This is a genomic window from Sandaracinus amylolyticus, assembly GCF_021631985.1.
GTDB classification, from domain to species: domain Bacteria; phylum Myxococcota_A; class Polyangia; order Polyangiales; family Sandaracinaceae; genus Sandaracinus; species Sandaracinus amylolyticus_A.
This window is the reverse complement of record NZ_CP070225.1, coordinates 5696241-5715165: the sequence shown is the minus strand read 5'-3', so window position 1 is coordinate 5715165 and position 18925 is coordinate 5696241. Positions and strand designations below refer to the sequence as shown.

At 71.6% G+C, this 18925-nt stretch carries 16 protein-coding genes and 1 pseudogene; 9 read left to right on the top strand and 8 right to left on the bottom strand.

The genetic code is table 11. The features are described from left to right. Positions 1-58 precede the first annotated feature (58 nt). Positions 59-1515 (top strand): annotated as a pseudogene (locus tag I5071_RS47025) (FAD-dependent monooxygenase). A gap of 66 nt (positions 1516-1581) precedes the next feature. Here I5071_RS47025 and I5071_RS24170 read toward each other — a convergent pair. Continuing rightward, entirely contained in the window at positions 1582-2217 is a 636-nt protein-coding gene (locus I5071_RS24170; RefSeq protein ID WP_236515118.1) for a hypothetical protein, read from the bottom strand. A gap of 563 nt (positions 2218-2780) precedes the next feature. Continuing rightward, on the bottom strand, positions 2781-4772 hold the full coding sequence (locus I5071_RS24165) for a serine/threonine-protein kinase (protein WP_236515116.1): 1992 nt from the start codon (positions 4770-4772) through the stop codon (positions 2781-2783). A 128-nt stretch (positions 4773-4900) separates the two neighbouring features. Between I5071_RS24165 and I5071_RS24160 the strand changes: the two genes are divergently transcribed. The 4 genes from I5071_RS24160 to I5071_RS24145 all read left to right on the top strand — a co-directional run bounded on the left by I5071_RS24160 (position 4901) and on the right by I5071_RS24145 (position 10812). Beyond that, positions 4901-5212, top strand: a complete 312-nt coding sequence (locus I5071_RS24160; protein WP_236515114.1) for a hypothetical protein — start codon at positions 4901-4903, stop codon at positions 5210-5212. Between the two features lie 108 nt (positions 5213-5320). Then, on the top strand, positions 5321-6535 hold the full coding sequence (locus I5071_RS24155) for a TolC family protein (RefSeq protein ID WP_236515111.1): 1215 nt from the start codon (positions 5321-5323) through the stop codon (positions 6533-6535). Then, complete coding sequence (locus I5071_RS24150) at positions 6532-7713, top strand: efflux RND transporter periplasmic adaptor subunit (RefSeq protein ID WP_236515109.1); 1182 nt, start codon at positions 6532-6534, stop codon at positions 7711-7713. The genes I5071_RS24155 and I5071_RS24150 overlap by 4 nt, the downstream gene beginning before the upstream one ends. Positions 7714-7725: 12 nt before the next feature. Continuing rightward, the gene (locus I5071_RS24145) at positions 7726-10812 is read left to right on the top strand and encodes an efflux RND transporter permease subunit (protein ID WP_236515107.1); all 3087 of its coding nucleotides are present in this window, start codon (positions 7726-7728) and stop codon (positions 10810-10812) included. On the opposite strand, the gene I5071_RS24140 is transcribed toward I5071_RS24145, so the two are convergent. The 3 genes from I5071_RS24140 to I5071_RS24130 are packed head-to-tail and all read right to left on the bottom strand — an operon-like array spanning position 10794 to position 13437. Next, positions 10794-12047, bottom strand: coding sequence for an MFS transporter (locus I5071_RS24140; RefSeq protein ID WP_236515105.1), 1254 nt, complete (start codon positions 12045-12047; stop codon positions 10794-10796). The two genes, I5071_RS24145 and I5071_RS24140, sit on opposite strands and share 19 nt — an antisense overlap. After that, positions 12044-12766: an MBL fold metallo-hydrolase gene (locus I5071_RS24135; RefSeq protein WP_419249661.1), complete on the bottom strand. Its 723-nt coding sequence runs from the start codon at positions 12764-12766 to the stop codon at positions 12044-12046. Before I5071_RS24135 ends, I5071_RS24140 begins: the two co-directional genes overlap by 4 nt. Further along, positions 12766-13437, bottom strand: coding sequence for an ArsR/SmtB family transcription factor (locus I5071_RS24130; protein WP_268921137.1), 672 nt, complete (start codon positions 13435-13437; stop codon positions 12766-12768). The genes I5071_RS24135 and I5071_RS24130 overlap by 1 nt, the downstream gene beginning before the upstream one ends. A 111-nt stretch (positions 13438-13548) precedes the next feature. Between I5071_RS24130 and I5071_RS24125 the strand changes: the two genes are divergently transcribed. Beyond that, complete coding sequence (locus I5071_RS24125; protein ID WP_236515100.1) at positions 13549-14100, top strand: RNA polymerase sigma factor; 552 nt, start codon at positions 13549-13551, stop codon at positions 14098-14100. On the opposite strand, the gene I5071_RS24120 is transcribed toward I5071_RS24125, so the two are convergent. Next, positions 14097-14471, bottom strand: a complete 375-nt coding sequence (locus tag I5071_RS24120; RefSeq protein WP_236515098.1) for a hypothetical protein — start codon at positions 14469-14471, stop codon at positions 14097-14099. The two genes, I5071_RS24125 and I5071_RS24120, sit on opposite strands and share 4 nt — an antisense overlap. A 56-nt stretch (positions 14472-14527) precedes the next feature. Continuing rightward, entirely contained in the window at positions 14528-15313 is a 786-nt protein-coding gene (locus I5071_RS24115) for an SCE4755 family polysaccharide monooxygenase-like protein (protein WP_236515096.1), read from the bottom strand. A gap of 314 nt (positions 15314-15627) precedes the next feature. On the opposite strand from I5071_RS24115, the gene I5071_RS24110 reads away from it, so the two are divergent. Both I5071_RS24110 and I5071_RS24105 read left to right on the top strand, forming a co-directional pair. Beyond that, positions 15628-16344: a hypothetical protein gene (locus I5071_RS24110; protein WP_236515089.1), complete on the top strand. Its 717-nt coding sequence runs from the start codon at positions 15628-15630 to the stop codon at positions 16342-16344. Positions 16345-16377: 33 nt separating this feature from the next. Further along, on the top strand, positions 16378-16716 hold the full coding sequence (locus I5071_RS24105) for a hypothetical protein (protein ID WP_236515087.1): 339 nt from the start codon (positions 16378-16380) through the stop codon (positions 16714-16716). Positions 16717-16749: 33 nt separating this feature from the next. Here the strand turns inward: I5071_RS24105 and I5071_RS24100 are convergent, their stop codons facing one another. After that, entirely contained in the window at positions 16750-17670 is a 921-nt protein-coding gene (locus I5071_RS24100; protein ID WP_236515086.1) for a pirin family protein, read from the bottom strand. A gap of 343 nt (positions 17671-18013) precedes the next feature. Between I5071_RS24100 and I5071_RS24095 the strand changes: the two genes are divergently transcribed. Continuing rightward, positions 18014-18742, top strand: coding sequence for an alpha/beta fold hydrolase (locus tag I5071_RS24095; protein WP_236515084.1), 729 nt, complete (start codon positions 18014-18016; stop codon positions 18740-18742). Positions 18743-18925 lie beyond the last annotated feature (183 nt).

The following is an 18925-nucleotide window of genomic DNA, read 5'->3' as shown; positions in this document are numbered from 1 at the left end:
TTTATGCCAGACCCAGGGCTTGCGGGAAGCCCCAATTCGTGCCGCAGAGTCCCCCGCCATGACGAACCATTCGGTGGTGATCGTGGGCGGAGGTCCGACGGGACTGATGTTGGCGGCGGAGCTCGCATTGGCGCGCGCCGACGTCGCGATCGTCGAGCGCCGTGCGAATCAGGATCTCGCCGGCATGCGTGCACGCGGTCTGCACTCGCGCACGATCGAGCTGTTCGATCAGCGTGGCCTCGCGGACCGTTTTCTATCGCGAGGTCAGGTGGCCCAGACCGCGGGCTTCGGGATGGCGCCTCTCGACATCAGCGATTTCCCGACTCGCCACAACTACGGTCTCGCGCTCTCGCAGCGCCACGTCGAGCAGATCCTGGCCGAGTGGGCCGCCGAGCTCGCGGTGCCGATCCATCGCGGTCGTGAGGTGATCGGACTCGTGCAGGACGAGACCGGTGTCGACCTCGAGCTGGAGGACGGTGCTTCGTTGCGCGCGGACTACGTCGTCGGGTGTGACGGTGGTCGCAGTCTGGTCCGCAAGAGCGCCGGTATCGATTTCCCGGGGTGGGACGCGTCGGTCAGCTATCTGATCGCCGAGTGCGCGATGACGGTGAGCCGGCGTGGGGCATCCGTCACGGCGACAGGGGCGTTCACGGGCTCGGCAAGCTCGACGACGGCAAGCGCGTGAGCCTCGTGGTGTGCGAGCCGCAGGTCGGACAGGGCGACGAGCCGACGCTCGACGAGCTGCGCGGAGCGCTGATGTCCGTCTACGGCACGGACTACGGCGTTCACGACGTCACGTGGCTGTCGAGGTTCACCGACGCGACGCGACAGGCTGCCTCGTATCGCGAGGGACGAGTGCTCTTGGCCGGCGACGCGGCGCACGTGCACTCTCCGGCCGGCGGACAAGGGCTCAACCTCGGAGTCCACGACGCCGTCAACCTGGGATGGAAGCTGGCCCGCGTGGTCCACGGCACGTCGGCGGAGAGCCTGCTCGACAGCTACCAGCGCGAGCGGCACCCGATCACGGCGCGCGCACTGCAGACGACCATGTCGCAGACGGCGCTCCAGCGCGGCGACGAACGGACCCGAGCGCTGCGCGAGACGGTGTCCGAGCTGGTGAAGATGGACGAGCCGCGGAAGCGACTCGCGGGGCTGCTGTCGGGTCTCGACATCCACTACGACCTCGGCGCGGGCCATCCGCTGCTCGGACGCCGCATGCCCGATCTCGAGCTGACGACCGAGAGCGGCCCGCGCCGGGTGTTCACGCTGCTGCACGGCGCGCGACCGGTGCTGTTGAATCTCGGAGAGCCCGGCGCGATCGACCTCGGCGCGCGGGCGGATGGAGTCGAATGTGTCGACGCTCGATATCGGGGCGCGTGGGAGCTCCCGGTGATCGGCGTGGTCGAGGCTCCGACTGCCGTGCTCATCCGGCCCGACGGATACGTCGCGTGGACCGGAGACGGTACGCAGGACGGACTTCGTGACGCACTGACGACCTGGTGCGGCGGCGACTGATTCGACCGCGACCGGACTGGAGCGCTGGAGTCGATCTCGACTCCGGCGCTCGAGCACGACATCGCATCAGGTGTCCGGGCACCCGCCGCGATCGCGCGGGTAATAGCGCGTGCTCTTGTTGATCACGCAGCTGGTCTCGGTCAGTCCCGTGCCCGGCGCGCTCGAGCAGGAGAGCGTGCCGGACACGTGGCCCGAGCCACACGCGTCGCCTTCCTGGAAATACACCACCGACTGCATGGGATCGCTCGCGACGCAGCCGCGGGGATCGCGGCCGTCCATGACGATCTCGCATCCGACGGGGTAGGGCGCCGTCGGCGGGCAGCTCGCAGTGACGCAGTCGCCGTCGAGATCGACGTCGACCTCGACGATCGTCGGGCACTCGTCGTCGGGCATTCCGTCGCAGTCCTCGTCGATCTGATTTCCGCAGATCTCCTGCGCCGGTTCGACCGCGCCCGTGCACTCACCGAACACGCCGAACTCGCCGCTCACCTCGCAGGTCTGCTCGCCGTAGGCGCACGCGCCCACGCCGGCGACGCGACGATCGGGGTGACACGGCTGCGTGTCGCCGAGCGTGCACGAGCAGCTCTCGTCGATCGCACCATCACCGTCGTCGTCGAGGCCGTCGCCACATCCCTCGCCGGGCTCGGAGCTCGATGCGTCGGCGCGCGCGTCGGTCGCGGCATCGGTCGTCGTCGAGGGCACGGCCGCGTCGCGCGTGGACGACCCCGTGCGGCCCGACGGTGTACCCGAGTCCGCGCAACCGGCGAGGAGGACGACCAGCACTGAAAGACACCAACGAGTGTTCATGCAGCGGCGCCGAGCACGGTGCGTGCCCGCGTGCTCTCCGCAGCATTCGACGGGAAATCCGGCGGGCCCTCGATGACGCGGCGGGGCTCGCGTTCTCCGCACCTCGCGAACGGCGGGGACTGAGGAGCCCGGGTCGCGCTCGCCCACGGCGTCGGTCTGACGGCCCCAGCGCGCCGAGAATCGTCGTCGTGCGCGATAGAAGGAGCGGAATTTCTCGCGCTCGCGAGACGCGATGTCGTACCTGGCAGTCTCCGATCCGGCCAGAGCGAGATCCGCAAGGACGCGCTCGGGCGATCGGATTCGTGGAACCGCGCCGGGCTCGATGTCGCGCCTCCACGCGTGCGCGCTCCAGTCGATGGATGCGAAGACGTGTTGGCGGACAACCGATGGGGGCAGCTCGGCGTGCTGCCCAGCATCTGCAGCGACCCCGTCGACGTTCCGCTCGCGGAGCGCTCGCGCTAGGGCATCGCGTCGATCGCGTCGCGCAGCGCACGCAGTCGCGCGCGCCCGCGCTCGTCGAGCGCCGGGCTCGCGAGCGCCGCGTCGACCGCGACGAGGGCCTCGCGCCCGTAGATCGTCGTGAGGAGCGCGCTCGCACGCGCTCCGACGACCGGCGAGATCGAGAGCGCGACGAGGTTCTGCTGCATCAGCGGATCCCCGCGCAACGACGGGTCGATGCGGTGCGCTTCGTCGTAGCGCTCGAGCGCGTCGTCCATCCATCGGATGCGCACGTACCCGTGCGCGAGGAGCACGATGGCGCGTGCATCGCTCGACGTCTGGCGGGCGTAGCTCGCGACGCGCCGCAGATCGATCGGCGCGGGCAGCGCAGGGGCGTCGAGGATGCGAGCGCGCAGCGCAGCGAGCTCGGGCGGGATCGGCCGCGCCCACGGATCGCCGACGACCTCCTCCGCCGGCGCAGCTTCGATCGTCGGCTCGGTCTCCGCGATCACCGGTGCGGTCTCTTCGATCGCCGGCGCGCTCTCTTCGATGACCGGCTCTGCGACCACCGGCGCGGCTTCTTCCACGACGAGCGCGGGCGGCTCCTCCGGCGGGATCTCGTCGACCGGCGGTGCTTCGACGAGCGCGGCCCCTGCGAGATCGATCGTGGGCGATTCGACCGGCGGCGCGAGCGGCTCTGCGACCTCGGGCGCGGGCGCAGCGACCGGCGGCTCCGGCGGCGGCGCGACGATCGGAGCCTCGTCGGTGGGCGCTCGTGGCGCTTCGATCGCGCTCTCCTCCTCGGGCTCGCGCGCGACCGGCTCGTCGCGTGTCCACGCGCCGCGCAGCAGCGTGAGCGGATCGTGCTCCGCGCCCCACGGCGTCGCGCGCCATCCCGCGAGCGCGAGCCCCGCGAGCGACACGAGCGCGAGCAGCGCCCAGAGCGGCGACACCGAGCGCCGCCGGCGCCGTCGCGCCTTCTGGGGACGCACGCTCTCGAGATCCTTCGAGCCGAGCTCTTGGGTCAGCGCCTGACTGCTGTGCTTCGGCGCGGCCTTCTTCTTCGTGCTCGGCTTCGCGCCCTTCGCGCGCGGCGCGATCGCATCGGGCCCGAGCTTCGCGAGCGCGCGCGACAGATCGACCGCGCTCGCGGTGCGATCGACGGGGCTCCGCGCCAGCGCGTGCGACAGCGCCTCGTCGAGCGCCGGCGCGACGTTCATCTCGCGCAGCACCTCGCCGAGCCGCGGAGGATCCGCGACGAGTCTCGCGCGCAGCATCTCGAGCGGCTCGCCCTCGAAGGGCCGGCGCCCCGAGAGCATCTCGAAGACCAACACCGCCGACGCGTACACGTCGGCGCGGTGATCGACCTTCCCACCGGCCTGCTCGGGCGCCATGTACGCCGGCGTCCCGAGCACGATGCCGTCCGACGAGACCATCGAGCTCGACGACTGGTTCACGAACTTCGCGAACCCGAAGTCGAGCAGCTTCACGTGATCGACGTCGTCGGGCAGCGCCTGCAGGAACACGTTGCCGGGCTTCAGGTCGCGATGGATCACGCCGAGCCCGTGCGCGTACGAGAGCGCGCGCAGGATCTGCTGCGCGATCACGAGCGCGCGCGGCAGCGGGAGCACGCGCTCCGCGTCGAGCAGGTCGCGCAGCGTGCGCCCCTCGAGCAGCTCCATGACGAGATAGGGCGTGCCTTCCCAGATCCCGTAGTCGTTCAGCGCGACGATGTTCGGGTGCGACATCGCCGCGAGCGTCTTCGCCTCGCGCTGGAAGCGCTTGCGCATGGTCGGGTCGTCACCGACACGCTCCTGCAGCACCTTCAGCGCGACGCGTCGCCCGAGCTCGACGTGCTCGGCGACCAGCACCGTCCCCATGCCGCCTTCGCCGAGCGGAGCGAGAACGCGATAGCGCCCGTCGATGACGGCGCCTGGCACCACCTTCGTCGCGCGCGCGTCGGTGCGCGCGGCATCGCCGGCGGGAGGCTTGGGCTCACTGCGCTGCGCCATCGGGCCTCGGTCGGCGGAGATGGTACCCGGATCGAGCGCGAGGTGCGCGCGGATGTCAGCTCGTGCGCGCGCGAAGCCGTCGCGCGCCGCTGGCAACTCGCGCTGCGCGTCGTAAGCTCGCCGGTCGAGTGCGAACCCTCGTCGCGGCCTTGATGTTCGTGGTGCTCTCGCTCCAGGTGAGCGGGCTGCTCGAGCTGGTCGCGACGTCGGAGTGTGCGTGCGAGGACGAGCGCGACGCGCCGGGCGAGCACGAGTGCCCGCCGCACTGCGGCGACACCGACCAGTGCAGCGGATGTTATCGGCCGCTCGCGGTGATGACGACACCGCTCCTCGGCGACGCCGCGCCGATGAGCGAGCGCGACACGACGTTCGACGTCGTGCTCGAGCGTCGGCCGTCCGAGCCCGACCCTCGCGGGCTGCTCCGCATCCCGAGAGCCTGACGACCTGATCGGCAGTCCGAGTCGCTCGAGTCGACGCCACGCAGGCGCGGCTCGTTCGACGGTCGTCTCTGGCTCTCGGCTGGGCGTTCTTCGCCCCGTGGGTGACGCATGCGTGCGTTCGGGTGGATGGTCGCCGCGATCGGCGGCGTGGTGTGTTGGTGCGCGTCGAGCAGTGAATGCAGGGCCCTCACGCTCGAGGAGGCGCTCGCGCGGGCACGAGCGCGTGCGCCCGACGTGATCGCGGCGCGTCACGTGCTCGCCGAGGCGCGTGGCGAGCTCACGTCGGCGGAGGTGCCGCTCCGCGCGAACCCGCTGCTCGAGGCGCAGGCGGGCCCTCGGTACACCGTCGACGGCGAGTGGATCCTGCAGCTCGCGGTCGGGATCGAGCAGACGTTCGAGCTCTCGGGCGCGCGTGATGCGCGCATCGACGCGGCGCGAGCGCGGATCGACGCGGCCGACGCCGAGGTCGCCGACGTCGCGCGCGTGCTGAGCGCGGAGGTCGCGGCGCGATACCTCGCGGCGCTCGCGGCGCGCGATCGTGCGGCGCTGTCCGAGGCGGGCGTGGCGCTCCTCGGCGCGATGCTCGGCGTGATCGTGCGGCGAGTGGACGCGGGCGATGCATCGATCATCGACGCGCGCCGGGTCGAGCTCGCGCGCGCCGCGGCGGTCTCGGAGCGCGACGATGCGCGCGCCGCGATGCGTCGCGAGCTGGGCGCGCTGCGGCTTCTGCTCGGCGCCGCCTCGGAGGAGCCGCTCGAGGTCGAAGGTGACCTCGCGACGCTCGCGGTGGCGAGCGATGGCGCGCTCGACGGTGAGCGCGCGGACGTGGCCGCCGCGCGGGCCCGCGAGCGAGAGGCCCGAGCGCGCGTTCGCATCGCGGAGGCGCTGGCAGTGCCCGAGCTGATCGCGGGGCTCTCGTATCAGCTCGAAGAAGGCGATCACATGGGGCTCGTCACGCTCGGCGTGACGCTGCCGGTGTTCGACGATGGTCGAGGCGAGCGCGAGCAGGCGCGCGCACGTCACGAGGCGGCGCGCGCCGAGCTCGAGCGTCGCGAGTCGACGGTCGCGGTGCAGATCGCGACAGCGCGCGAGGCCTATCGGGCGGCGCTCGACGCGCTCACCGCGAGCGTCGACTCGGCGCGCTCGGCGGACGAGGTCGAGGCGCTGGTCGCGCGTGCATGGGAGGCCGGCGAGCTGCCGGTCGGCGACGTGCTCGTCGCGCGTCGCGAGGTGGTCGAGGCGCGAGCCCAGCTCCTGTCGCGCGCGCGCGACGCGGCGCTCGCGAGGACGACGCTCGAGGCGGCGATCGGAGGTGCACGATGAGCACGGCATGGCGCGCGCTGCTCGCGCTCGTCGTCATGGGTTGCGGCGCTCCGAGCGAGCACCACGACGACGAGCACGGTGAGCACGACGAGCACGAAGCGGCGGACGAGCACGACGACCACGACGAGGCGCCGGCAGGCGAGGGCGTGCTCGTGATCGATCCGAGCATGCTCCGCGACCTGCGCCTCACTACCGCGCCGGTCGAGGCGCGCCCGGGCGGCGAGATGGTCACCGCGCTCGCGGAGCTCCAGACGGCGCCCGACCTGAGCAACGACCTCGCGCCGCTGCTCGAGGCGCGCATCGAGCGTGTGCTGGTGAACGCCGGCGATCGTGTCGAGCAAGGGCAACCGCTCGCGCACCTCGTGAGCCTCGGCGCGGCTCCGCTGCGCGCGGAGGTGTCGTCGGCGAGCGCGCGCGTCGAGCTCGCGGAGGCGACGCTCGCGCGCCGTCGGGCGCTCGCGGCCGATCGCATCGTGCCTGCTCGCGAGGTCCAGGAGGCAGAGGCCGAGGTCGCGCAGGCGCGCGCGGCGCTCGCCGCCGCTGCGGGGAGCGCGCGAGGGGTGCGCGGAGGACCGCGGGGGCAGGTCGTGCTCGCGAGCCCGCGCGCCGGCATCGTCCTCGCGCGCGACGCGATCGTCGGCTCGGTGGTCGAGCCCGGGCACGTGCTCTTCCGGGTCGCCGACATCTCGCAGCTCTGGCTCGTCGCGCACCTCTTCGAGCGCGATGCCGTGCGCGTCGCGCACGGCGCGCCGGTGCGGGTGACGCTCGCGGCGCGTCCCGGCGTCGTGATCGACGCGTCGGTCGCGCGCGTGGGCTCGCAGGTGAACACCGAGTCGCGCACGCTCGACGTGATCGCCGAGCTGAGCAACGCGGACGGATCGCTGCGCCCCGGCATGGCGGCGACCGCGGCGATCGCGATCGGCGAGCGCGAGGATCGCCTGCTCGCGGTGCCGAGCGGCGCGCTGCAGCGGCTCGCCGAGGGGTGGGTCGTGTTCGTGCCCCGCGGCGCGGGTCGATTCGAGGTGCGCGAGGTCGGCCGTGGGCGCGACTTCGGCGGCGAGGTCGAGATCGTGTCCGGCCTCGAGGCCGGTGAGAGCGTCGTCGTCGACGGCGCGTTCCTGCTCAAAGCCGAAGCCGAGCGCGCGCAGGGCGGCGGCGAAGAGCACCACCACCACTGAGGCGCGACCACGATGCTCGAGACGCTCGTTCGCTCCTCCGCACGACGGCCGCTGCTCGTCGTGCTGCTCACCGTCATCGCCGCCGCGATCGGCGCGACGACGTTCTCGGACCTGCCGCGCGACGTCTTCCCCGACCTGTCGGCGCCGGTCTTCAACATCATCGTGCAGAACGCGTCGATGGGCCCCGAGGAGCTCGAGACCGGGATCGCGATCCCGCTCGAGAACGCGCTCGCGGGGCTCCCGGGCGCGCGGCGCATCCGCTCGTCGTCGCAGCTCGGCGTCGCGCAGGTCACCGTCGAGCTCGAGCCCGACGCGGACTACTACCGTGGTCGTCAGCTCGTCGCCGAGCGCGTCGCGCAGGTCGCGTCGTCGCTGCCTCCGGGGAGCGAGCCGCCGCTGCTCTCGAGCCTCACCGGGCGGCTCAACGAGGTGATGGAGCTGACGCTTGAGGCCGAGGCGGGCGCGGTCGATCCGATGACGCTCCGCGATCTCGCGGAGCTCGAGATCCGCAATCGACTGCTCGCGGTGCCCGGCGTCGCGGCGGTCGAGCGGCTCGGCGGGTTCCTGCGCGAGGTGCAGGTGCAGCTCGATCCCGAGCGCATGTCGGCGCGCGGCGTGACGCTCTCGGAGGTGCAGCACGCGGTCGAGACCGCGAGCGCGAACGCAGCGGCGGGCTTCGTCGTGCAGGGCTCGATCGAGTGGAGCGTGCGCGCGGTCGGTCGTGCGGACCGACCCGAGGACCTCGCGAGCACCGTCGTCGCGGTGCGCGGCGACGTCCCGGTGTTGCTCGGCGACGTGGCCGAGGTGCGCTACGCGCCGGCGATCCGCCGCGGGCTGGCGCATCGTCTCGCGGGCGAGGTCGTCAGCCTCCGCGTGGTGCGCCAGTTCGGGGCCGACACCGCCGAGGTGTCTCGAGGCGTGCACGGGGCGCTCGACGAGCTGCGGCCGACGTTGCCGCGCGGCGTGTCGCTCGACGTCGCGTACGACCAGGCCGAGCTCGTCGACGAGGCGCTCTCGGGCGTGGGGCGCGCGGTGCTCGTCGGAGCAGGTCTCGTGGTGCTCGTGCTCTTCGTGCTGCTCGGCGATGCGCGCGGTGCGTTCGTGGTGACGCTCACGCTGCCGCTCTCGATCGCGCTCGCGGGGCTCGTGCTCCCGCTGCTCGGGGTCGGCCTCAACACGATGACGCTCGGTGGTCTCGCGATCGCGGTCGGGCTCCTCGTGGACGCGTCGATCATCGTCGTCGAGAACGTGATCCACCGCACCGAGGGCATGGCGCGCGGTCCCGAGCTCCGGGCGCGCGCCATCGACGCGGCCGCGGAGGTCGCGCGGCCGATCGCGTTCGCGACGCTGATCGTCGTCGCGGTGTTCCTGCCGCTCTTCTCGATGCAGGGCATCGAGGGCCGGATGTACGCGCCGCTCGCCGCGGCGGTGATCGCGTCGCTCGCCGCATCGCTGGTGCTCGCGCTGACGTTCACGCCGGTGCTCGCGAGCGTCGTGCTGCGCCCGAGCGAGCAGGCGGGCGCCGAGGTCGGCGTGGTGCGTCTGCTCCGCCGTGCCTACGAGCCGCTCCTCGGGTGGGCGATGCGGCACGCGTGGATCGTGCGCATCTCCGCGCTTCTCGTGACGGTGCCCGCCGTGATCGTCGCGATGCGCATCGGCGGCGACTTCATGCCGCGTCTCGACGAGGGCGCGTTGCTCATCCAGACGGTGCTGCCGACCGAGGCGTCGCTCGAGGAGGTCGATCTCCTCAACCACCGCGTCGAGGACGCGCTGCGAGAGTTCCCCGAGGTCGACGACGTCGTGCGCCGCACCGGGCGATCGGAGCGCACCGAGGATCCGATGCCGCACACGATCAGCGACATCCTCGTCGTGCTGCGACGCGATCGCGAGCGCAGCGGCCAGGTGCTCGCGGATGCGATGCGCGAGCGGCTCGAGCGCGTTCCCGGTGTGTCCGCGCTGTTCACGACGCCGCTCGGGATGCGCATCGACGAAGGCCTCGGCGGCACGCCCGCCGACATCGCGGTGCGCATCTTCGGTCCCGATCCTTCGCGGCTCGCGACGTACGCCGAGCAAGCGAAGGAGATCGTCGAGCGCGTGTCGGGGACGGCCGATGTCCGCGCCGAGCGCGCGAGCTCGCTGCCGCAGATCCGCATCGAGGTCGATCGCGCGGCCGCGGCGCGGGTGGGGCTCACGCCGGGCGACGTCGTCGAGGCGGTGCGCGTGGGGATGGTGGGCGACACCGCCGGCGAGCTGTGGCGTGGCCCGCGGCGCGTCGACGTGCTGCTGCGCCTGCAGGACGCGCATCGCGGCGATCTCGCGGCGATCCGCGGGCTGCTGCTCGATGGGCACGACGGGACGCGCGTCCCGCTCGGGCAGGTGGCGCGCATCGAGCAGACGCTCGGCCCTGCTGCGATCCGTCGTGAGGCGGGGAGTCGGCGAGTCGCCGTCGAGGCGAGCGTGTCGGGGCGCGATCTCGCGAGCACCGCGGCGGAGGTGCGCGCCGCGCTCTTCGATCAGCTCGATCTCCCCACCGGGTACTTCTTCGACGTCGGGGGACGCGTCGAGACCCAGGCGCGCGCGACGCGCTCGCTCGCGCTCGCCATCGCGATCGCGATCTGCGCGGTGCTCGTGCTGCTCTACATCGCGCTCGGCTCGCTCGAGGAGACGCTCGTCATCCTCGCGACGCTGCCCGATGCGTTCGTGGGCGGGATCCTCGCGCTCTGGATCTCCGGCGAGACGTGGAACGTGTCGTCGCTCGTCGGGCTGATCGGCCTCTTCGGCATCGCCGTGCAGAACGGCCTCGTGCTCGTGACGCAGACGCGCGGGCTCGTCGCGGAGGGCCTGCCCTTCGAGACCGCGCTCGAGCGCGCGAGCCTCGGCCGACTGCGACCGAAGGTGATGACGGCGGCGACCGCGATGCTCGGGCTCCTCCCGATCCTCGTGCTCCCGCTGCGCGGCACCGAGATCGAGCGACCGCTCGCGATCGTGATGATCGGCGGGCTCACCACGTCGACGGTGTTCACGCTGCTGGCGCTGCCGACGTTCTACGCGCTGGTCGAGCGGCTGCGGCACCGGCGTGCTCACGCCGACGCGGGTTGACGATCGAGGGTCTCGCGCATGCGGACCGCGACCACGACGCCGGAGCCGAAGGTCAGCGCGGCGACGATCCACATCGACGCGGAGAGGCCGAGCGCATCGGCGGCGACGCCGGCGACGAGCGCGCCGATCGCATAGCCGAGGTCGCGCCACAGGCGATAGACGCCGACCGACGATGCGCGCCACGTCGGATGCGCGACGTCGCCGATCGCCGCGAGCAGCGTCGGATACACCATCGCGGTGCCGGCTCCGAGCAGCGTCGCGCCGAGCGCGAACCACACGAAGCGCGACGACACGATCACCACCGCGATCCCGATCGCTTGGACCCACATGCCCGACGCGATCAGGCGCTTCCTTCCGACGCGATCGGACCACGCGCCCGTGAAGAGCTGCCCGAAGCCCTGCGTCGCCGGATAGATCGCCGCGAGGACGCCGATCTCCTCGAGCGTCATGTGCGCCGCGGCGAAGAAGATCGGGAAGAGGCCCCACGCCATCCCGTCGTTCAGGTTGTTCACGAGTCCGGCCTGCGTGACGCTCGAGAGCTCGCGATCGACGAGCGTGGTCCGCCAGAAGACCTCGCGCGGCGACGGGATCCCGTCGCGCGGCAGGTCGCCTGCGAGGCGCGACTCGAGCCCGACGTGGTGCTTCGTCTCGCGCACCGCGAGAAGGGAGAGCGCAAGGCCGATCACGACGAAGCCGACGCCCAGGTAGAAGGGCTCGGGACGGAGGCCGTAGCGCGCCGCAATCCATCCGGTCGCGAGCGCGCTCGCGGCGACGGCGACGTATCCCGCGAACTCGTTGAGCCCCATCGCGAGGCCGCGGTTCTTCGCGCCCGCGAGATCGATCTTCATGATGACCGTCGTCGACCACGTGAGGCCCTGGCTCACGCCGAGCAGCGCGTTCGCGACGAGCACCCAGTCCCAGCTCGGCGCCCACATCAGGACGAACGGCACCGGCGCGGCGACGAGCCAACCGACGACCAGCACGTGCTTGCGCCCGTAGTGATCGGAGAGCCGACCTGCGACGTAGTTCGTGAGCGCCTTGGTGATGCCGAACACGACGATGAACGAGAGCACCGCCGTGCGCGCCGCGAGCTGGAAGTCCTGCTCGGCGATGGGCGGAAGGATCGTGCGCTCGAGCCCGACCATCGCGCCGACGAACGCGTTCACGACGACGAGCAGGGCGAACTGCGCCGCGTTCTCGCGCAGCCCGAGCCGCAGCCCCGGCGAGGCGCTCACTCGCCGCCCCGGTTCGCGCGCAGGTGCGCCGCCATGTCCGCGGGGTTGGCGGGAACGGCCGCGACGGCTGCGACGAATGCGTCGCGATCGAGCGCGAGCAGCGGGCTCCATCGCTTCTCGAAGCCGATCGTCGAGCACGGCTTGCCACTGAGCCCCGCGCCGCACGCCGAGCCTGCGAAATGCGCCGGCCAGACTTCGAGATCGTCGGGCAGCGCCAGCAGTTTCGCCACGCTCGCATGGAGATCGCGCGCGCTCTGGTGCGCGTCGCCGGGCAGGTCGGGGCGCCCGACCGCGCCCGAGAAGAGCGTGTCACCGGTCAGCACGAACCACGGCTCGGGCCCGCGCCGCAGATCGATGACGAGCAGCGAGATGCTCTCGGGTGTGTGCCCCGGCGTGTGCATCACGCGGATGCGCGTGTTGCCGAGCTCGATCTCGTCGCCGTCGCGCAGTGGCTCGAACGTGTGCGCGACGTCGGCGCGCTCGTGCAGGCAGTAGTGCGCGCCGGTGCGGCGCGCGAGCTCCGGGCCTCCCGAGGCGTGATCGGCGTGCACGTGCGTGTCGATCACGTGCGTGATGCGCATCCCTTTGCTCTCGGCGAATGCGACGTATTCGTCGAGGTCGTCGGCACGGGGATCGACGACGGCGCAGCGGCCGAGCCCACCGCAGCCGAGCACGTACGAGGCACATCCGGTGTCGAACCGGAGGAACGGGCGGAAGATCACGAAGCACACTCCTCTCGCGAGACCGGCAGGCCACGCGCAGCCCAGTCGCGCACTCCGTCCTCGAGCCGTCGTGCGCGTCGCCCGGTCGCGCGGAGCGCGCGCACCGCGTCCACCGCGAGCACGCAGTAGGGGCCGCGGCAGTACGCGACGATCTCCTTCCGCTTCGGCAGCGACGCGAGGCGTTGCTCGAGATCCGCGAGCGGGATCGAGATCGCGCCCGGCAGGTGCCCGGCCGCGTACTCCTCGCTCGGTCGGACGTCGACGACCAGCACGTCACCAGCGCGCATCCGCTGCGCGAGCTCGTCGGCGGCGATCGGCTCGTCGACGTCGTCGCGCAGGAAGCGCCGTGCGGCGGTCTCGACCTCCGCGACGTGGGCGCGCGCGACGTCGCGGAGGGCGGCGAAGAGCATCGCGACGTCGTCCGATGCGAGCGCGTAGGTCACGAACTGGCCGCGCTTGTCGCGCGCGACGAGGCCAGAGCGGAAGAGCACCTGCAGGTGCTGCGACGTGTTCGCGACGCTCTGCGCGCTCAGGTGCGCGAGCTCTTCGACGGTGCGCGGCGTCTGCGCGAGCAGGTCGAGGAGCTCGAGCCGTACCGGGTGTGCCACGGCCTTCCCGACGCGGGCGAAAGCCCCGAAGAACGCATCCTTGTGTGAGCGATCAGTCATTCAATTGATGTATTGAATACTACGCCGCGAGGCTCGCGCAAGCGACGTGCTTGTCTGCCGCGGACGGACCGCGAACCCTTCTGCGGTGTGCGCGACTCCAAGCACTCAGCGATGTTCGACGACGACTCCGACCGCCTGGTGAGCGCTGCGCAGGACGGTGACGCGCGCGCCCTGGAACAGCTGCTCGCGACGCACCGCGAGACGGTGTTCCGCTATGGCCTGCGCTTCTGTCGCAGCACCGAGGACGCGGAGGACGCGGTCCAGGAGACGCTCTGGGCGGCGTCCCGATCGCTCTCCACGTTCCGCCGAGGCGCGGCGATCACGACGTGGCTCTTCACGATCGTCCGGAACAACTGCCATCGGCTCTGGTGGAAACACCGTCACGAGGAGACGGACCTCGCGGATGCCTTCCCGCAATGGACCGAGCGCACGGCGGAGGACGAGGTCACGAGCGCCGAAGTGCGACGGATCCTCGCGCGCGCGCTGGCCAGGCTCGAGCCTGCGCATCGCGAGATCCTCCTGCTGCGTGACGTCGAAGGGCTCACCGCGCCGGAGGCGGCGGAGCGCCTCTCGATCACGATCGACGCCGTGAAGAGCCGCCTGCATCGCGCGCGTGAAGCGCTGCGCGGCGAGATCGCGACGCGCGACCTCACCCGCTGCTAGGCGGAGGCGCGGAGCGCATCGCGGATCGCGAGCTCGAGCGCCTCGGGGCGTCGGCCGCAGGCTTCGATCCGATCGCGATCGAGCAGCACGCGCACCGAGTCGCCGCGCCGCAGCAGCACGCACGGCAGCGTGTCGACCCTCGCTGCCCACGCGGGCGGGAGGTCGTCGCGATGCCGCTCTTCGATCGGGAGCTCGAGCCGGCGCTCGCACTCCCGCCATGCTCCCCGCTTCCCGGTCGGACCGTAGGTGATCTCGCAGAGCGCGCAGTCCTCGCGACCTGCGAGCTTCTTCACGACGTCGAGCGCGATCGCGGCGATGCCGGACCGACCGTCGTAGACGAACACGAGCGCTTCGTGTGGTGCGACCTTCATCGAGGCCTCCTTCGCCCCGTTGGAGTCGCGGAGCCGCGCTTTGGGTTCGCGTGTGGTCAGGCACATCGCCGGAGCACGATCACGAGACCGACGAGCGCGATCGCGAAGAGCCCTCGCGCTCCTGCCCCGCGCCCCGGCGTCGCGCAGCCGCACGACGACGAGGTCGCTGCGGGCGAGCCGCCGGCGTCCGTTCGATCGACGTTCCCGGCGTCCATCGGCGTCGACGCGTCGATGCGCGGAACGGACGCGTCCGCCTCGGGCCCCGCATCGACGACGACGTCGGTGATCGAGATGTCGGCGCAGTGGTAGTAGAAGCACGGCGCGCCGTGGTTCGACATCCACTGCATGATCTGCAGCGTGCAGTGATCGCAGGTGACGCCGGCGGGAAGCGTCACTTCGATCGTCTGCTCGCCCGAGAGCGCCGACGTGTGGGGCAGCACGCCATCGGCGAGCACCGGGAACACCGGCGGATCCATGATCGGCACGGTGCCGCAGTCGGTCGATCCCGGCGTGACGGGCGGAGGCGCGGGCAGCTCGCTGCGATCGTCGACCGCGAGCGCGACGCGGAAGTGACCGGGATGGAAGATCGTCTCGCGGAGCGTGATCGTGATCGTCTCGCCGGTGCGGTACGCGGTCACCGCGCCCGTCTCCGCCGCGGAGCCCTCGTTGCCACACGGGCCCGTCTTCTGCGGATCGCCGAGCGCGTTCTGATCGCGCCACGAGCTGGGCTCTTCGAGGAAGAAGTGCGCGCCCACTTCTCGCGGCGCGAGCGCGACGAGCCCGATGCACGCGAGGAGCACCACGCCGACACGCACGCCCCGCCCGACTCTGTTCTGGCTCATCGCGCCCCTCTCCCGTGGATGGCGCGAGCACGGTACCACGCGACAGCGTCGCTCAGAGCGCGGCGCGATGGGAGAAGGTGCGGCGCTGCACGATGCGTCGCGCTGGGATCACGTAGGTGTCTGCAAAGCGCCCGCGGCGCGCGACCATCGCGGGCGCGCCCGACGAAGCGGCCCCAGGACGCGGCGGTCGCGACGTCCGCGTCGGCACCTGCACTTCCTACGTGAAGTGACGCGCGCCTTGGATCAGCACGTAGCGCTCGTCGGACGCGCGCGTGTGTCGCACGAGCCGCGGACACGAGCGACACTGGAACGAGATGCTCCAAGTCGCGACTGCAACGGAACGTGTCGACTCGTGCCTGGGAGCTCAGGGATTCGCGCACGGCGGCGGGTTGGCGTTCCATCGCCGCGCATCCAGCGAAGTGTTCGGGTACGCAGTGCGCCGCGTCCTCAAGTGTCATGGCTCCTTCGAGCTCCTGCTAAACGTCGGGGTCGCCGCGCCTCGTGTGTCGTGCCTCGCGGAGTATTTCGCGGGCGGGGGTGACTGGTCCGGTGGAGCGCCCGTGGTCTATTTGCCGCTCGTGACGTTCGAGTCGGAGCGAATCCCGATCTATCGATTCGTCGACGCTGCAGAGCTCGACCGGACACTCGCGCGCGTGACCGCACGCCTCGAGACGGCCGCGATCCCGTGGATGGACGACCTCGCCTCGTATGACGGCCTCACGCGTGGCGTGCGCGAGGGCTGCGACGGATCGCACGGCGACGTTCGCCGCTCCGTGGAGCTCGTGATCCTCTACGGGATCCGCGGCGAGTGGGAGCTTGCCCACGCGCAGCTCGCGGCTCTCGAGAGACAGCTGGAGGATGCGGGCCCGGCGGAGCGTTGGTTCGGAGAGCGGTGGGGTGGGCAGCAGCCTGCGCTTCGCCGAATCCAGGACTTCGTCGCGACGCGTACGCCGCCGGAAGAGGTGGAGCGACGCGCGCGGAAGCTGATCGCGTCGGTGGCGAGGCGGTTGGCCGATCTCCGCCGCGGATGAACGGTTCGCGTTCAGAGCAGGAGCGTGGAGGACATGAAATACGATCTCGCGATCTGGGAACCCGCCGAGAGCACCGACGCTGCGGAGACGTTCCGAGCTCTCGTCGAGCGATACATGGAGGGCGCTTCGGACGAGGAGCCGACTGCGCGAATCGAGGCATTCCTCTCGAGCCTCACAGCCGTGTTCCCCGAGGGCGCTCTCGAAGAGGGCGTGTGGGCGTCCGAGCCTCTCAGGGCCGGCGCCAAAGGACCGTTTTTGTATCTCTGTATCGTCGGGTCGCACCTGGAAGAAGTCGGGCCCGTCGTCGTCCGATTGGCGGCCGAACATGGGCTGGTGTGTTTCGATCCCCAGGTGTCGGCTCGCTATTCGTGAGCGCTGCAGAGCGATCCGGAGCGTGTGCGAGAATCAGCCCAACGTGCCGTTCTCGCGGAGCACGCGGCCGATGCGGCGGATCTCCGCTTCGCCCCGGCGCAGCGCGTCGGCGCTGGTGTGCACCGAGTAGTCGCCGAGGTAGAGGTCGTGCGCGTGCTCGGCCGCCGAGCCCAGCACGAATCGCGTGTCGCCCTCGGCGACGAGATCGATCGGCTCCTCCGACGGCGCGAACACGACCATCTCGCCGGCGCCGATGGGCGAGGACGCGCGCAGCGCCCCGTCGGCGACCGCGAGCCACGCGACCTCGTGACCGCGCGGCGGTTGGTAGCTCCACCGCTCGCCGTCGCGCAGGGCGACCTGCAGGCACGTCATCGGCGGCGCGTCGATGGGGCTCGTCGCGTCGCCGTACGTGCCGAGGATCACGCGCGCCGGACCGACGACCGGCACCGCGTCGGGCAAGAGGTACTGGCTCGCGCTCGGCGCGTTCTCGAGCTCGGGCGGCAGCGCCACCCACAGCTGGAAGGCCTTCACGTGGCCGGGCTCGGCGGCGCCGGTGTGCCACACGCCGTTGCCGGCGCGCATCCACTCGACGCCACCCGCGGGCAACACGCCGTTGCGACCCGTCGTCTCGAGGAAGCGCACCGCGCCGTCGAGCATCACCGTCACGGTCGCGATGCCGGAGTGCGGATGCCAGACCTGCTCGATGGGCGCGCGATGCCCGCCCGGCGCGAACTCGGCGAGGTCGAGGAAGACGAACGGCTTCACGAGCTGGCCTCGATCCGACGGGCTCATCAGACGCACGATGGGCCCGCGGCCGTGGCCGCGCGTGCGGTGCACGATGGGACGCGGCGCATTCGCGCTGACGTCGTCGGGCGCGCACCCCGTCGCGGCGATCGCGCTCGCGGCGGCGATCCCCCTGAGCACTTCACGTCGGGTCGGATGGGTGTCGGTCATCGTGAGCGCACCATGGAGCGCGCGGCGATTCGCTCACAGCGCGCCGTGCTGCAACGGACCGTTGCGTCCCGCCCGCGCATGCGCGAGCTCCTACGAGGCTCGACGCGCGCAGAAGCGACCTCGTACGTGCCGGCGACGTCGAGCGCGCACGACGCAAGCTGCCCGAGGAGCGTGGCCATCCGCTCTCCGACGCGCTCGCTCGGCGCATCAAGGCGACACGCTGACGGCGGATCCGAGCGTGCGGCAATCGACCTCTCCGCTGCCGCGCCCAGGTGACGCTGCGCGACCGACTCGTGACCATGGGGGCACGTGTCGTGCAGCGCGTCGCGGCGGAGGTCGCGCGATGAACAAGCAGGATCTCGCGAGGATCGTTCTGGTGCACGGCGCTTGGGCGGACGGGTCGGGCTGGGAAGGCGTGCACGCGATGCTGACGCGCGCAGGGCACCGCGTGAGCATCGTGCAGCACGCGACCGCATCGCTCGCCGACGACGTCGCGATGACGAAGCTCGTGCTCGACGAGCAGGACGGGCCGGTCGTGCTCGTGGGGCATTCGTCTGGCGGCGCGGTGATCACCGAGGCAGGCCGCGACCCGAAGGTCGCTGCGCTGGTCTACGTCGCCGGGTGGGTTCCGGACTCGGGTGAGTCCGTCGAGATGCTCCTCGCGAATCCGTCCGTGCCTGCGTCGCAGCCGCCGATCCTTCCTCCGCGAGGCGGCTTCCTCTGGCTCGATCGCGCGAGGTTCCACGAGTCCTTCGCGGCCGACGTCGACGCCGCGAAGGCGGCGTTCCTCGCGGACTCGCAGCCGCCGTGGGGCGTCGCGGCGTACCAGGCGAAGGTCACGAGCCCGGCGTGGAGGACCAAGCCGAGCTGGTATCTCGTCTCGGCGAACGATCGGATGATCCCGCCCGACGGACAGCGCTGGATGGCGAAGCGAGCGGGCTCGAGCGTCGTCGAGTCGGACGGCAGTCACGCGATCTACGTCTCGCGGCCGGACGTCGTCGCCAGCTTGATCATGAGAGCGGGAGCTGCCGTCCGCGCCACGCGCGAACAACCGAGCTCGCCCCGGCCGTGAAGACCGCGTCGCGCCGACCGTACGTCATCTGTCACATGGTCCCGTCGCTCGACGCGCGGATCGTGACGACGCACTGGAAGCTGCCGTCTCGTGTCATCGCGGAGTACGAGCGCACGGCGGAGACCTTCGATGCCGACGCGTGGATGATCGGTCGGATCTCGATGGAGCCCTACGCCGGCCGAG